Genomic DNA, 13,645 nt, shown 5'->3' with positions numbered 1-13,645 from the left:
CCACGCCCTCCCCCAGTCGACGCCATCGGCCTCGCGGGTGGTCTCCTCGATCCAGCGGGAGGTCTCGCGCGGCTGCCCAGGTCACCCGCACGCCTCCGGCGCGCAGCGCGCACGCCGGAGGCCGGGACTGTGCTGGCGGTCAACTCGGGTTGAGATCGTTCTTCCAGATTTCCCGTTCGTCGCGGCGCGGGTCGTGGACGATGACGTTGTCCGGCTGGTTGTCGCGGTAGAAGGTCATCACCGGCCGTTCGGTGGTGTTGTAGGGGGGCCACTGGTCGAGGTCGCCGGTCTTGACGAACTCGACCCAGCGCCCGTGCAGGGCGTCCGCCAGTCCCTGCGGCGGGTTCGGGCCGGTGAACTCCGCGCTGTCAGGATTGTCGAGCGTGTCCCACACGAAGGGGAGCGGAAGGCTGTGACAGGCACCGAGCTTGACCCGGAGGGTGTTGGGCGTGGCGGGTGACCGCCAGCCGAACTCGAAGACGTGGGTGGTGGCAGGCGCGTCGCCGCGAGCCTCGGCGACGCGGTAGGTGGGGATGCGGAACATGCGGTCGGTCAGCGTCGCGCAGGCGATGCCGGAGGGGGCGTTGCGGACGTACGGCTCGACGCTGGAATCGGCGTAGCGGTCGTAGAAGCCGGCCGGGGCACCGTAGACCTCGGTCCTGGTCCTGAACGGCGCCGCTCCGGGCCAGCCCACCATGGCGGTGGGAACGACGAAGGTCCTGAACTCCTCGACCGTGGTGCCGATCAGCAGCGGCACGTCAGCGCCGCGGCCGTCGGCGATGGCGTCGATCGGCAGTCGCGGAACCACCTCGCCGTCGATCACCGGCATGAACGACATGCCGCACGAGGCGATGGTGCTCGCCCCGTACCGAACGGGGTCGGCGCCGGAAGTGACATCATCGCTCACCTCGGCCTGCGCCGTCATCAGGGCGGCGGTGTCCACTGCGGCGAGTGCCTGGGCGGTCGGCTCCACACCCAGCCGGGTGGCGACGGCGGCGGTGACAAGGGCGGCGTCCTGGAGGGTCTGGCCGATGTGCGCGGTGCCGCTTTCGACAATGGCCTGGTGGAACAGCTCCCGGTCGAGGGAGAGCAGGGTCAGCACGCTCATCGCGCCGGCGGACTCGCCTGCCACGGTGACGTTGCCGGGGTCGCCGCCGAAGCCGGCGATGTTGTCCCGCACCCACTCCAACGCGAAGATCTGGTCGAGCAGGCCGCGGTTGGCCGGGACGGCAGCGTCTTCGATGTAGGCGAAGCCGTCCACCCCGAGGCGATAGTTGATGGTGACGCAGACGACGCCGTCGCGGGCGAAGGTGGCGCCGTCGTAGGTCGTCACCGCGGAGGAGCCGGTGGTGAACGCGCCCCCGTGGATCCACACCAGCACCGGCATCGCGGCGTCGGAGCCGGCGGCGCTGGTCCACACGTTCAGGTTGAGGTAACCGTCCCCGGGGATGACCGGGTTGTGGAACAGCTCGCCGAGCTTGCCCTTGAGCGGCGGCTGCGGCGGGGTCGGTCCGAACTCGTGAGCGGGCAACGGCGCACTCCACGTATCGGGCGGCACAGGCGCGCCGAACCTGTTCGGCCCGACGGGAGCGGCGGCATAGGGGATCCCGCGGAAGGACGCGATCCCGTTTTCGATCAGCCCCGATACCGGGCCATAGGCGGTCGAGACCTCAACGGTGGTGGGTGACATGACACTCCTCGGCCGAGACAAGGCGATGCACACTCGCACAGGGCCGGCCGTCCCCCGGAGCACCGTCCAGGCCGCCAGCTGCGGCCCGTCACCATATCGTTACCCTAAGTGATGTCCTTTCATCTCATTGCCGGGTGACGGAGACCTCGTCGCTGCGGGCGGCGCCCTGTGGCCACCCCTCATCGGCCTGGGCTATTTGTCCAAATCGGACGTCTGGACAATGTTTGGACGGCTATCCGGCGGATGTCCGTTGCCGCCGTTCGAGGCGCCCGGCATAGTCGGAGCTGCTCTCGCCTCCCCCGCCTATCGGGAAGTCTCCCTCCTTCCAGAGATCATTTCTCGCGGAGAGATAAGGGCGAGAAATTGAGTTCATACCCCGGGCCTCTCACAAAGGAGTCGACCAATATGAAGATCCACGTAGCAGCGGCTGCGGTGTCCGTAGCGACGATTGGCACGCTCTTGCTGACCACGGGCCCAGCGAGTGCCCACACGTACGACGGAAAGGACCCTTACAGAAGCGGGTGCGCCAACAGCAAGGTCTACACCGGGAAGAAGGCCTCGCTGAGCAACGAGATCGATGACACCCTGGGCACGATCCGGCTGTATTACTCCCGTCGTTGCGGCACCAACTGGGGCGAGGTGACGGTGCCCAAGAACGCGACCGGCCACATCACCGTCTTCACCAGCCGCAAGAGCATCTCCTTCACCTACCGCGCCGGGAACGGCGGGCACCACTGGGGCGACATGGTCTACGCGCCAAGCGGCGTCTGCGCCCAGGCCACGGGCAGCGTGACGGCCGGGGTCGGCCGCGTCAACAAGGGCAGCGGCACCACTGCGAAGGCCTGCGGCTGATTTGTGATCGCCCCATCAGCCGCCTGCACCCTGGCGCAACGGCCGAGCTAGCTTGGGCGGCTTGGCATCCTACTCCCGAGCCGCGGCCAGGGTCGCTTGGTCCCGTCACCGCCCCACTCGCGCTCCATCGTGCCGCATGCCTCTCAGCACCTGACCACTCCCGCGCCGCCCAACGCCAACGACGCTGACCAGCACTCCGTCCCGGTGTTCGTCGGTGCGGAGAGACGAACCTAGTAAAGCCTCCGCTTTCGGTGGGGGTTATGCGGCGTGGCATGGGCACGCATCGGCGCTGGGATCGGGGCGCGGCGTGAGATGGTCAGAACCGCCAGGCTGCGCCAGCCCGGCAGGTGAGTGATCGTCTGCGCCTATCTCGGCCCACATGACCTTCCCGCCACACGGGGAGAGGTAGGTGCCCCAGCGGCGCGCCAGGGCGCCTACGGCGCTCATGTGGGGGTCCGGTGGGGTGGTGTCTGGCGGGGTGGGGTCGGTATCCCACACGTCGATGATCAGGGCGTCTGCGCGGCGGTGGACCCGGATACTCACGGCGGCGATGGTGGCGGGGTTGATGTCGGAGTATCGGGGATTGGGGTTGGGGTGGCCAGTGTTCTCGACGGCGCGGGCGAGCAGGTGGCCAGCGGTCCGTTCGGCAGGGCGTTCGAAGTAGGGCAGGCCCCACACTCGGGCGCTGATGCGGGCGACTTGCGCGCCGATGGTGATCGCGGTGTGCAGCGCCAACAGGGTGACCTCGGAGGCGCGCACGGTGGGCGGCACGGGCGCGAACCGGTCGCTCATGAGGCCCCGTGATCCTCGGTGGGCAATAGGAACGGTTCGGCGTCGCGGAGGTAGTGCGCGAGCGTCGGTTGGACAGTGCAGGCTCGCCGCGCCCCCCGGGGCCACCATCGCCGCAGGAATCCGGGGCGGCACAACCGGCACCTCCCGCGCGGGTCGACGCGGTGCCGGGCGTTGATCCCCAGCAAGGCACCGGCCAGCCGTAGGAGCCACCGTTCGGCGGTGGCTTGGTCCACAACGATCGCGGGAACCTCCGCCGCGATCACCTGACCGAGCAACTCTTTCAGCCGCCGGTCATGGACCTCATGGACAGGCGCCGGGGTCATTGCGTGGCCTCGGTGGTGTGGGACATCACCAAGACATCAGCGCCGGTCTCTATCTCGATCAGGGCGCGCATGGCCTGATAGATGCCGTCGAACTCCGACAGATGCTCCGGAGCGGGGATCACCACGGTGCTGATGTCGGGGCGGCACAGCGCTTGGAGAAGCTCACCAAACGCCGATCGCCGGTACGGGTGCGGGTGCTCGGTGTAGATGTCGACCAGGTCCAGCCCTGACCGCGCCGCGAACCCGCGCAGGCGCGCGGTGATCTGCTCGCTGGCGGCGGTGTCGGTGTCGGGTCGAAGCCGCACGTACCCCACCGCCCGGCGTCGTGCTGTTGGTGGGAGGGCCGATCCGGGCAGCGGTCCCGGATGCGTGACCGGACCGGCCCAGACGATGGGGCGGCCCGAGACCGCCAGGTAGTTCCAACCGATCACCGGCTCTGGTGCTGCGTGTTGTGTGGTCACGGTGTGCCTTTCGCGCTGGTCGGCTGGGGGTGCTCCCACAGTGACCAGCAGCCCGCACATGCGGCCATGACCAATAACGCATATGGATATGCGCCCCAGCGAATACCTGGATTCGCAACGTGATCGCGTGGTTACATTCGGGGTGCAGGGATCTCCGATGTGGCGGTGAGTCCAGATGACCGACACGCAGGCGCGGCGCTGCCGCTGCGGGACACGCCTAGCGCGCGACAACACCAGCGGCCGGTGCGCAGCATGCACCACGGGCGCACGTGAGGCGACTGGTACGCCCGCCGGGCCGCCGAGGGTGCCGCCGGAGTTCTGGACCCATCCCAGCATGCGCTCAGCGCTCGACCAGTGGCACATGGGCAAGGTCATCGCGGCCTATCGCGCCCACCCGCACCACGGCCGCCCCCTACGACAGGAAACGGTGGCGGCGTGGGTGGGCATCACCCAACCCCAGCTGTCCAGGATTGAGAACGGCCCGCCGATAACCGACTTGGGCAGGCTCACACAGTGGGCGCGACTGCTGCACATCCCGGCTGACCGGTTGTGGTTTCAGGTACCGCAGCAGCGCGCAGCGCGCCCACCAGTGCATGCCTCAGCCCCGGCCGCGGAACCGCCCCCGGTCCCTGTTCCGGTTTCGGCGCGGGCCACCGTCTCGGGGCAGGGTGAGGATGCGGCGGCGGCAGTGGCGGCGTGGCGGGCGGTGGACGCCCAAATTGGCGGCGCTCACCTGTACGCGACCGTCACCACCTACCTACGCGACCACCTCAGTCCCCGCATGTTCTGCGGTGAGGGGACGCAGGTGTTCACCGCGGCCGCAGCACTCACAGAAATGGCCGGGTGGATGGCGCATGACGCCGGAGACGACGACCGCGCCGGGCGGCATTTCGCGCGGGCGCGAGACCTGTCCGGCGTGGGCGACGACCCCCATTTGAGGGTTCACGTGCTCGCGAGCCTGGCCCACCTCGCGCACCATCGCGCCCACCCCGATGACGCTATCGGCTACGCCGCTCAGGGACAGCGCGAGTTGACGGCGGGACCGGCTCACCCCGAACTGGCGGCGCGGCTGTGGGCGTTGCAGGCTCGCGGGCACGCCGCCGCAGGACGATCACGGGAAACGCGCGCACTGTTGGGCCGCGCTGAGACCGTCCTGCAGGGCAGCCACAGCGCAGCCCCGTCGCCCTGGGTATCACCGTTTGATGCTGCGTCCCTCGCCGGAGACGCGGCCCGGTGCATGCGGCAGCTCGGCGACCTACTCGCAGCCCAGCGCCACGCCCAGCGAGTTCTAGAGCTGCGGCCAGCCGGCCGCACCCGCTCCCGCGCGTTCGGGCACCTCACCCTGGCCGGTGTGCTCATCGAACGCGGCGCGTTGGACCAGGCGTGTGCAGTCGCGACCGATGTTCTTCATACCACCGGGTCGCTAGGCTCGTATCTGGTGATTCAGCAACTACGCGATCTGCGCGACCAGCTCCAGCCGCACCGCGCCACCGCATGCGCGCGGGGCTTCCTCGACCACCTGGCTGAGGCGCTGCGGCAGCGTGAATGGCTCTACCAGCTCACCACCGACACCACACAGCCAAGGACCAGCCCAACCCCATGACCGAGCCCGACACCCGGCCGCTCTACGAACGCGATCCCGCCGCCTACCGCGCGCATCTGACCGAGGGCAACGCCCGCCAGGCCCGCAAGCGCGTGGGAGTAGACGCCCTCATTTGTGATGATCACGGCCGTGTGCTGCTCGTCGACCCCACCTACAAACCCAATTGGGATCTCCCCGGTGGCATGGCCGAAGCCAACGAACCACCGCTTGATGCCCTCCGCCGAGAACTGACCGAAGAACTCGGCCTCCACCTCCCGGAGGACATGGCGTTGGTGTGTGTGGACTGGGTGCCACCACACGGCCCATGGGACGACTCGGTGATGTTCATCTTCAACGCCGGAGTCCTCACCCCCGACCAAACCGCCGCGCTACGCCTTGCCGATACCGAGTTGGGCGCGTTCGAGTTCTGCACTCCCAACCAAGCGCGGAAGCGGCTCCGGCCGTACGTGTGGGCACGCCTACAGGCCGCGATCACCGCCGCTGACGCTGGCACCGTCGCGTACCTGCACAACGGCCACCCCGTCAGGCGTACGCTGCCCTCGTGACAGATGCGATTATTCCTGCTGTGGCTGAAGATTTTCGGTTGCCCTTTATTGGGCATTTGCCGGGTTATTTGGCGGAGAGTGAGGAGACAGCGCCAGGGCGGCCAGTGCAAGAGATCTACGACGCCGCTGTGATGGAGCAGTGGCGTTTGCTACTCGATAGCCCGGAGTCGCAGGATGAACGTTTGGTGCACGCTTTTTTGGAACGTCACCCGTCACTGTTGCCTGGCGCTTACAGCGTCGATGGGGATTCGGGTCATTCCGCATTCCCTTCGGCTGTGATCACCCGGCCGAAGTTGCCCGGTTTGAGCGATCGGGAACCCGACTTTATGTGGATCGCCACCGATAGCGGGTCGCTGTATCCGATCTTGATTGAAATTGAGACTCCTCACAAGAAGTGGTTCCATGGTGACCGCGCCGAGATTCACAGCGCTTTCACCCACGCCCAAGGGCAGCTCGCCGAATGGCGCCACTGGTTCAACATCGGACACAATCAGTCAGCGTTCTTGGAGCACTACGAGATACCGCCCGACCTGGCAAGACGGCGCCTTGAGCCCCGATACGTGCTGATCTATGGGCGGCGAGAGAACTACGCAAGATCTCGACGTCGACAGGGGAAGCGGGCTGAACTCGCCCGCGACGGCGAACGGCTCATGTCGTTTGACCGGCTCACCCCAGCCAAAAACAGTGTTCTGTTCTCGTGCGTGCGTAAGGAACAGGACGGATATCGGGTTGTGGCGGTCCCGCCCTGCTTGACGATTATCAACAACGGCGAGCGCTACCAACCCGTTTCCGGGTGGGATGAGGCGCTAGATGACTGCCATGACATGCCCCCCGCCCGGCGACAGTATCTCAAAGAACAACTCCACCTGCTGACCACCAACCCAGATGCCTACGTTCGCACCGATCGTGGGATGCGGGTTCGTAGACCGCAGTGGCTGTAACTCCAACGTCGACGCTCCTCCAGGGTTTCCGGTAGCGGACGCTTCTCGGCGAACAGAGTGTCGATCTTGGTGTGAATACCGCGTTTGCCGCTGTAGTACGGGCGGTCGTCGGCAAGGCGGTCCATGGGGATGAGGGTGCCATCGAGGATGGTGTAGGCCGATGGGATGCGCGCTCGGCGGCGGCGTGTACTCGTCGGCCAGGGCGGCCAGCAGGTCCACGGCTTCGCGGATGTAGCGCCAGGCGGTGGTGGTGCCGATGGCGAAGCCGGCGGCCAGGCGGGCCGTTCGACCGACCATCCCAAGATCACGAATGATCGAGGCTAGGAGGCAGATCGGCTGTCGGCAGGATGGGCCTGGGGTGACGCTCCAGAGACCGCGGCAGGAAAACGCCAGGGATCTTAAGCTCCTGTCTGATGCCCTCGTGAAGGGCGTTGAGCGCTCGGACATACGCCTGGTTGCATGCCTCCCACATCTCGTTGTTCGGCTGAAGCAGACCGCGAGCAATCCATTCGAGTCGCCAGACCTCCCGATTCAGATCCCTGACGGCTCCGACAACCGTCGCGTCCCCGACGAGAGCCACCATCTCGCTGGCAGTGGCCCTGCTATTCTCCGCATCGTCCAAAAGCGCGTGCGCTTTCTCTCGGCCCAACTTCAGGGCACGCCCATCACCGATGCCACGACTCGCGGCTATCCTACGAGATAACTGATTCATGTGCTTGATAGCGTTGAGGTATGCGCCATATACTTCTAGCTTCTTGTCAGTCCAGTGCCGTGCCTGCTCACGGCGAAATCGGGAGCGGTCACTTAAGGTCGTTACCGTGAACGACGTAATCGCGCCCACAATCACCGCAAGCAGGGTCGCAAGCTGATCGGCAAGAACCATCTGAACGGCGCCTCTTCCGTACCGCCTTGCCTTATCCTTCTCATTATGACGGACAACAATCCTCTGTCAAGGATCGAACGGTTGATCGATTACTTTCAGCCGTGCGTCGTGAATGTCGCGACGACATCCCTTCTCTCTATCCCGGCCGTCTCAGGCCGTGTCAGCCAATCGGGGGGCGTGTCATGGGTTCAAGGGAGCCGAACGAGGCGTGGGATGCCATTCCAAGGGAGGAGTTGGTCGCGTTTGACAGATATCTAGATCGCCTCCCTCGGAAAGTTTCCTTTCTGCGATTGCTGGCAGATGGGCACAGCGGAGCGTCCGTAATGGTTGTACGCGATCAATTGGATCGAGCCCCGCATCGACAGGTAATCCTAAAATTCTGTATAGATCCAAGCGAGCCAAGCAGAATATCAACTGCGTACAATGCGACTCCGCAGGAATACCGAATCAAACACATGGCCAAGTCCGGCGACACCGAAAGGCTAAAGAATTGGGCAGTAATCTTTATGGAGATCGCTGGCGGAGATATCGAAAACTATAGACCGATGGACGACTATGTACGTAATCCCGTCCTTGCTAATATCTGCGAGACAGTCACAGGATCCCTCCTGAACGACTGGAACAGGGATATCCTTGATTTCCGGTCCAACGTCAGCATCTCCGAGTTCCTCAGAGACTCCATTGGTGAGAAGCGATTGTGCGAGGACAGTCCCTTGATCCGCTACGCGAAAGATGCAGACATCAGCGTGCAGGACGTATGGCTTCGCCGCGAGGGTTGGGATCAGAAATTGGTCAACCCGCTCGCTCTTATGTCTTCTGATTCATACCTGGGGGCGCACCGCTTTGACGCGTTTATCGGCCGGGTGCATAGCGACTTCAACGTACGCAACATTCTTATACCGACCTATCTCAAAGTCTCGCCAGAAGACTACATATTTATCGATTATGGCGGGTTTAATGCAAACGGGCTGCTGACATGGGATCAAATGTACTTGCTGGTGTCGCTAGCCACGCGATGGCTCCGTGACATCGATCTCAGTTCATCCAAGGCCAGATCACTCATTCGGTGTCTGGCCAATCACCAGGCTGACAATGAAGACCCTGATTTCGAGAAAGAACATGAAGTTATCAGATCTGTCTTCCACGCTGGATATAAGTGGGCGGCGAGTAAGAGCTACGGAGACCGCTGGGTTCCCCAATGCCACCTCTCGCTCGCTGCAGCAGCATTGGTCTTCCTCGGCAGGGATATCCCTAACTTGCATGGGCCCATTGATGGCTGGCTCTTCGACCTTGCCGCTGTTGCGCTGACCGAGTATCTCCAGATCACCAACCTCGAATCGAATCAAGTATCAGATTTGAGCAATACCTTGGCAAAGGCGAGTCATGCTCAGCGTCGCCAAGAGTTGGAGGGGTCGATGCCTGTCGCGGGCGTGGGCATCGCTTCACAGACAGCGTCGCCGCCCTCGCTGGAACGACCCCCGGCTCCCACGTCTAGACCGTCAACCCACCTCATCTGGACCTGGACATCGCGAGCCTCTGCGCTTTGCCGTCATGCTGCGCTGCGTCTAGTTATTTTTTGCGGGATAGTTTTTCTACTAATTATAGTCAGTGGCGATTATTATCGCCCATCAACAGAGCATTTCATCCCGAACTCTAGAGGCTCGCTCGTGGCGACACCTTCCTCGCCTCCGCCTGAGACAATAAGTCATGCCACAGAATGTAGCGACCACCCGAGTGGTATGAGTTGCGATAACCAGGATCCAGTTGCTCAAGGCTGCACCGAAGATGCTGTCGTTGTTCCTGGGGGCGGCAACAGCGGGATGGCAAGCCAGGTACATCTTGAAGTCAAGCTGTGGTGGAGTTCACGCTGCCAAAGTTTCTGGGCAGCTGCACGCCCCAGAGAAAAGGTCTATTTCCAGTCCTATGTGGAACCAGACCGCCACAATGCCCAGCGTTTCTTTTCCACTCAACGGCTTCAAGCTGACTGGCTTGTCTCGCCGATGGCGCATAGTGACAGCTACAGGATCGGAGCTAAGGCGTGTGCTTTACTTTCAGGCAGTGTGCCGAAGTGGGTATGCACTCAGATGCTCTTGCCGGACGGGAAAACTCCAAGCTAGCAAATTCGGCAGAATATGGGAGAAAGGCTCACTGAGCTCTTTCCATCGTGACGGTCCTGGTCAGGATGGAAAGAGCTCCCTGTTGGAGCTGAGTGGGCTCGCTCCGGTTAGGGGACCGTTTGCGTCTGGAAGGCGCCCGAGCGATTAGCGAGGACCACGCTTGTGAAGGTGGGGGCGTGGGGGGCACTGCCCCCCACTGGGCGCAGCCCGGAGCCGACAGCGCGAAAGCGCCCTCAAAGCGAAGGCCCATGCTTGTTCAGCCGGTCAGCGGCCCGAACTCCTTGCGGGTGTCGATCACATGCCCGAACAGCTCCCACCTCTCGCCCTTGAACTTCATGAGTTGCATCGACTCGATCGGGAAGCCGTCATCGGCGGCGGTGTTCATCGTCACCCCGGGGAGCAGCATGTTGATCTGCACGTTGCTCAGGCTGCGCATCGCGTCGCGCAGCCCCTCGCGGGTCGGGCACTTCGCGGCCGACATCGTCTTGTTGAAGGAGTCGGCCACCGCCCAGCCGAAGGTGAAGAACGGCACGTTCGGGTCGGTGCCCGGCGCGTACTGCGCCATCTTCGCCTTGTAGAGCTTCATCTCCGCGTCGTCGTTCCACGTCGCGTCCCTGGGGTCCTTGTAGTAGGTGGAGGACACGACGCCTTGTACGTTCTCGAAGCCGACCGGCTTGAGCACGGTGATCGAGGCGGAGACGTTGTTGAGGATGTGCAGCGGGTTCCAGGTGGTGTTCTTGGCGTCGGCGGCCAGTGCCTGTGAGCCGAACTTGGGTGTGGTGATGTTGAGGAACACGTCGGCCTTGGAGCCGGCGAGGTTGCGCATCTGAGGGTCGACGCTCGGGTCGGTGACCTCGTAGCTCTGCTCGCCGACGACGGTGATCCCGCTGCCCTCGATGGCCCGCTTGAAGCCGCCGAACAGGTCCTTCCCGAAGTCGTCGTTCTGGTAGAGCACCGCGACCTTGGCGTTGGGTTTCTCCTTCTTGAGGTATTGGGCGTAGACGCGCGCCTCGGAGATGTAGTTGGGCTGCCAGCCGATGGTCCACGGGTGCTTGGTGTCGGTGCCCCACTTGGAAGCGCCGGTCGCGACGAAGATCTGCGGCACCTTCTGCTGGTTGGTGTAGTCCCAGGTCGCCGTCGTCGAGGGGGTGCCCAGCGTCTGGAACAGCGCGAACACCTGCTCCTGCTCGACGAGCCGGCGGGCCTCCTCGACCGCCTTGGGCGGCTGGTAGCCGTCGTCGCGGACCACGAACTCGACCTTGCGCCCGCCGATGCCGTTCTTCTCGGCGTTGATGTAGTCGAAGTACGCCTTGATGCCCTTGGGGATGTCACCGTAGGCGGAGGCGGGTCCCGACAGCGGGTAGATGCCGCCGAGCTTGATGGTCTTGTCGGTGATGCCGGTCGTCTGCTGGCCCTGGCACGGCCCCGACGCCGTGGTGCCCGGCTCGGTCCCGCCCCGCCCCCCGCAGGCCGCCACCGCGGCCAGGAGCATCGCCGTACAGCCGATAACGGATACGCGCATGCCTGTTACTCCTTCCGGAGGGACTTCTTGATCGAGTACGCCGCGCGGCCCGCCAGCCCGGCCAGGCCGGTCGGGGCGACGTACATCACCGCGATGATCAGCAGGCCGAAGACGACGCCGGGCGCGGCGTCGTTCACGCTCTGGGAGATGCTCGGTACGAACATGACGAACAGCCCGCCCAGCAGCGGCCCCCAGTACGAGCCGAGGCCGCCCACGACGAGGCCCGCCAGCAGCGTGATCGAGAGCGTGACGACGAACGAGTCCGGCGAGACGTACCCGATCACCCACGTGTAGAGGCAGCCCGCGATCCCGGCGAGCATCGCGCTCCAGGCGAAGGAGAGCGTCTTGTAGAACGACAGCCGCACGCCCATGACCTCGGCCGCCGCCTCGTTGTCCCGGATGGCGTGCAGCGCCCGGCCGACCCGCGAGCGCAGCACGCTGCGGGTCACCAGGAACGCCACGACTGCCACGGCCAGCGTGAGGAAGTACAGCCATTGGTCCTCGGCCAGTCCCGTCCACGCGGGCGGCGCCGGCTTGGCCAGCGTCAGCCCCATGGAGCCGCCGGTGACCGACTCGAACCGTTTGAGCAGCGGTACCAGGAAGATCGCGATGGTCAGGGTCACCAGGGCCAGGTAGAGGCCGCGCAGCCGGACGGCGGGCACGCCGAGCGCCAGTCCCAGCGTGAACGCCACCACGGCGGCGGCCGGCAGCGTGGCCGGGTACGGCACGTCCCAGCTGTGCAGCAGGATCGCCGTGGTGTAGGCGCCGACGGCGAAGAAGGCGCCGTGCCCGAGCGAGATCTGGCCCGCGTGCCCGACGAGCAGGTTCAGCCCGAGCAGCGCCACCGCGTAGATCAGCACCATGGTGAACTGGAAGACCCGGAACGGCACCAGTTGGAAGGGCGCGTAGCAGGCCAGCGCGAGCAGCAGCGCCACGACGATCCAGCGCCAGTTCGCGGGCACCCGCCACCGCCGGAAGACCCGCCCGCCAGGCCCCTTCGCGACCGGCGCACCGGTCGCCTCCGCCGACTCGCTCATACCCGCTCCACCACCGCTCGCCCGAACAGCCCTTGAGGCCGCAGCAGCAGGACGCCGAGGATGACGACCAGCGGCACCCCGATCTTGAGATCCGATCCGATGAAGCCGACGTACGCCCCGGCCAGCGTCTCGGCCACGCCGACGATCAGGCCGCCCACGACCGCGCCCAGCGGGCTGTCGAACCCGCCGAGCGTCGCCGCCGCGAACGCGTAGATGAGCACCCCGCCCATCAGGTTGGGGTCCAGGAAGAGCAGCGGCGCCACCAGCACGCCCGACACCGCGCCGACCGTGGCGGCCAGGCCCCAGCCGAGCGCGAGCGTCCAGCCCACCCGGATGCCGACGAGCCGGGCGGACTGCGGGCCGGCGGCCACCGCGCGCATGCCCAGGCCGATCTTGGTGTGCTGGAAGAGCAGGTACAGCAGGCCCATCACCACGGCGACGACGCCGAGGATGCCCAGCGTCGAGTACCCCACGCTGACGCTCCCTGCCGTGAGCGCGCCCTCGGGGAACGGGTTGGGGAAGTCCTTGATGGTGAACGACCAGATCCACCCGGCGGCGGCGTTCACGAAGATGAACAGCCCCACGGTGACGATCACGACGGTCAGCTCGGGGGCGCCTTCGACCGGGCGGATGATCACCCGCTCGATGAGCATGCCGCCCGCGAACGACACCACGAGCGTGCTGACCAGCGCCAGCCAGAACGGCAGCCCGGCGGCGGTGAACTGCCAGGCCAGGTAGGTGGAGAACATCGCCAGCTCGCCCTGGGCGAAGTTGACGATGCCGGTGAACTGGTAGATCAGCACCAGCGCGAGAGCCAGGCTGGCGTAGATGGCGCCCGCGCCGAGCCCCTCGACGACCTGCTGCAGGAAGCCGGCCATG

12 protein-coding genes and 1 pseudogene are annotated in these 13,645 nt (G+C 65.2%); 5 read left to right on the top strand and 8 right to left on the bottom strand.

Going from position 1 to position 13,645, the window contains the following annotated elements; all coding sequences use genetic code 11:
- Positions 1–139 precede the first annotated feature (139 nt).
- Positions 140–1,690, bottom strand: coding sequence for a carboxylesterase family protein (locus AB0C30_RS10760; protein WP_357941925.1), 1,551 nt, complete (start codon positions 1,688–1,690; stop codon positions 140–142).
- Positions 1,691–2,095: 405 nt separating this feature from the next.
- On the opposite strand from AB0C30_RS10760, the gene AB0C30_RS10755 reads away from it, so the two are divergent.
- Positions 2,096–2,542, top strand: coding sequence for a DUF2690 domain-containing protein (locus AB0C30_RS10755; RefSeq protein ID WP_357941923.1), 447 nt, complete (start codon positions 2,096–2,098; stop codon positions 2,540–2,542).
- A gap of 258 nt (positions 2,543–2,800) precedes the next feature.
- Here AB0C30_RS10755 and AB0C30_RS10750 read toward each other — a convergent pair whose 3' ends face one another.
- Together AB0C30_RS10750 and AB0C30_RS10745 are read right to left on the bottom strand one after the other, a co-directional pair.
- A complete protein-coding gene (locus AB0C30_RS10750; protein WP_357941921.1) occupies positions 2,801–3,334 on the bottom strand; it encodes a hypothetical protein in 534 nt (177 codons plus the stop codon).
- A 319-nt stretch (positions 3,335–3,653) separates the two neighbouring features.
- Positions 3,654–4,118: a hypothetical protein gene (locus AB0C30_RS10745; RefSeq protein ID WP_357941919.1), complete on the bottom strand. Its 465-nt coding sequence runs from the start codon at positions 4,116–4,118 to the stop codon at positions 3,654–3,656.
- 361 nt (positions 4,119–4,479) lie between these two features.
- On the opposite strand from AB0C30_RS10745, the gene AB0C30_RS10740 reads away from it, so the two are divergent.
- From AB0C30_RS10740 to AB0C30_RS10730, 3 genes are read left to right on the top strand one after another with little or no spacing between them, the layout of a single operon-like run.
- Positions 4,480–5,721, top strand: coding sequence for a helix-turn-helix transcriptional regulator (locus tag AB0C30_RS10740; RefSeq protein ID WP_357941917.1), 1,242 nt, complete (start codon positions 4,480–4,482; stop codon positions 5,719–5,721).
- Positions 5,718–6,266 carry an NUDIX hydrolase gene (locus AB0C30_RS10735; protein WP_357941915.1) on the top strand — a complete coding sequence of 183 codons (549 nt, stop codon included), beginning with the start codon at positions 5,718–5,720 and terminating at the stop codon, positions 6,264–6,266. Before AB0C30_RS10740 ends, AB0C30_RS10735 begins: the two co-directional genes overlap by 4 nt.
- Positions 6,263–7,207 (top strand): Shedu anti-phage system protein SduA domain-containing protein, encoded by a 945-nt coding sequence (locus AB0C30_RS10730; protein ID WP_357941914.1) that lies wholly within the window; start codon positions 6,263–6,265, stop codon positions 7,205–7,207. The genes AB0C30_RS10735 and AB0C30_RS10730 overlap by 4 nt, the downstream gene beginning before the upstream one ends.
- Positions 7,208–7,290: 83 nt before the next feature.
- On the opposite strand, the pseudogene AB0C30_RS10725 reads toward AB0C30_RS10730, so the two are convergent.
- Together AB0C30_RS10725 and AB0C30_RS10720 are read right to left on the bottom strand one after the other, a co-directional pair.
- A pseudogene (locus AB0C30_RS10725) lies at positions 7,291–7,489 on the bottom strand (IS5/IS1182 family transposase); the annotation flags it as partial.
- 22 nt (positions 7,490–7,511) lie between these two features.
- Positions 7,512–8,090, bottom strand: a complete 579-nt coding sequence (locus AB0C30_RS10720) for a hypothetical protein (protein WP_357941912.1) — start codon at positions 8,088–8,090, stop codon at positions 7,512–7,514.
- Positions 8,091–8,545: 455 nt separating this feature from the next.
- Between AB0C30_RS10720 and AB0C30_RS10715 the strand changes: the two genes are divergently transcribed.
- Positions 8,546–10,207 (top strand): hypothetical protein, encoded by a 1,662-nt coding sequence (locus AB0C30_RS10715; RefSeq protein ID WP_357941909.1) that lies wholly within the window; start codon positions 8,546–8,548, stop codon positions 10,205–10,207.
- 256 nt (positions 10,208–10,463) lie between these two features.
- Here AB0C30_RS10715 and AB0C30_RS10710 read toward each other — a convergent pair whose 3' ends face one another.
- Genes AB0C30_RS10710 through AB0C30_RS10700 form a run of 3 tightly spaced genes read right to left on the bottom strand, consistent with a single transcriptional unit; the run spans position 10,464 to position 13,644 of the window.
- Complete coding sequence (locus AB0C30_RS10710; RefSeq protein ID WP_357941907.1) at positions 10,464–11,729, bottom strand: ABC transporter substrate-binding protein; 1,266 nt, start codon at positions 11,727–11,729, stop codon at positions 10,464–10,466.
- Between the two features lie 5 nt (positions 11,730–11,734).
- Complete coding sequence (locus AB0C30_RS10705) at positions 11,735–12,766, bottom strand: branched-chain amino acid ABC transporter permease (protein ID WP_357941905.1); 1,032 nt, start codon at positions 12,764–12,766, stop codon at positions 11,735–11,737.
- Positions 12,763–13,644 carry a branched-chain amino acid ABC transporter permease gene (locus AB0C30_RS10700; RefSeq protein ID WP_357941902.1) on the bottom strand — a complete coding sequence of 294 codons (882 nt, stop codon included), beginning with the start codon at positions 13,642–13,644 and terminating at the stop codon, positions 12,763–12,765. The genes AB0C30_RS10705 and AB0C30_RS10700 overlap by 4 nt, the downstream gene beginning before the upstream one ends.
- Between the last annotated feature and the right edge of the window lies 1 nt (position 13,645).

The organism is Nonomuraea sp. NPDC048901 (genome assembly GCF_040649695.1).
Taxonomy (GTDB): domain Bacteria; phylum Actinomycetota; class Actinomycetes; order Streptosporangiales; family Streptosporangiaceae; genus Nonomuraea.
The sequence above is the reverse complement of the archived record's forward strand: the minus strand, read 5'-3'. Positions and strand labels throughout refer to the sequence as shown.

Bases quoted from the DNA above. Each gene is read 5' to 3' on its own strand.
- AB0C30_RS10720 (WP_357941912.1), bottom strand. From the start codon at position 8,090: ATGGTTCTTGCCGATCAGCTTGCGACCCTGCTTGCGGTGATTGTGGGC.
- AB0C30_RS10740 (WP_357941917.1), top strand. From the start codon at position 4,480: ATGGGCAAGGTCATCGCGGCCTATCGCGCCCACCCGCACCACGGCCGC.
- AB0C30_RS10715 (WP_357941909.1), top strand. From the start codon at position 8,546: ATGGCCAAGTCCGGCGACACCGAAAGGCTAAAGAATTGGGCAGTAATC.
- AB0C30_RS10750 (WP_357941921.1), bottom strand. From the start codon at position 3,334: ATGAGCGACCGGTTCGCGCCCGTGCCGCCCACCGTGCGCGCCTCCGAG.
- AB0C30_RS10700 (WP_357941902.1), bottom strand. From the start codon at position 13,644: ATGGCCGGCTTCCTGCAGCAGGTCGTCGAGGGGCTCGGCGCGGGCGCC.
- AB0C30_RS10710 (WP_357941907.1), bottom strand. From the start codon at position 11,729: ATGCGCGTATCCGTTATCGGCTGTACGGCGATGCTCCTGGCCGCGGTG.
- AB0C30_RS10735 (WP_357941915.1), top strand. From the start codon at position 5,718: ATGACCGAGCCCGACACCCGGCCGCTCTACGAACGCGATCCCGCCGCC.
- AB0C30_RS10760 (WP_357941925.1), bottom strand. From the start codon at position 1,690: ATGTCACCCACCACCGTTGAGGTCTCGACCGCCTATGGCCCGGTATCG.
- AB0C30_RS10705 (WP_357941905.1), bottom strand. From the start codon at position 12,766: ATGAGCGAGTCGGCGGAGGCGACCGGTGCGCCGGTCGCGAAGGGGCCT.
- AB0C30_RS10755 (WP_357941923.1), top strand. From the start codon at position 2,096: ATGAAGATCCACGTAGCAGCGGCTGCGGTGTCCGTAGCGACGATTGGC.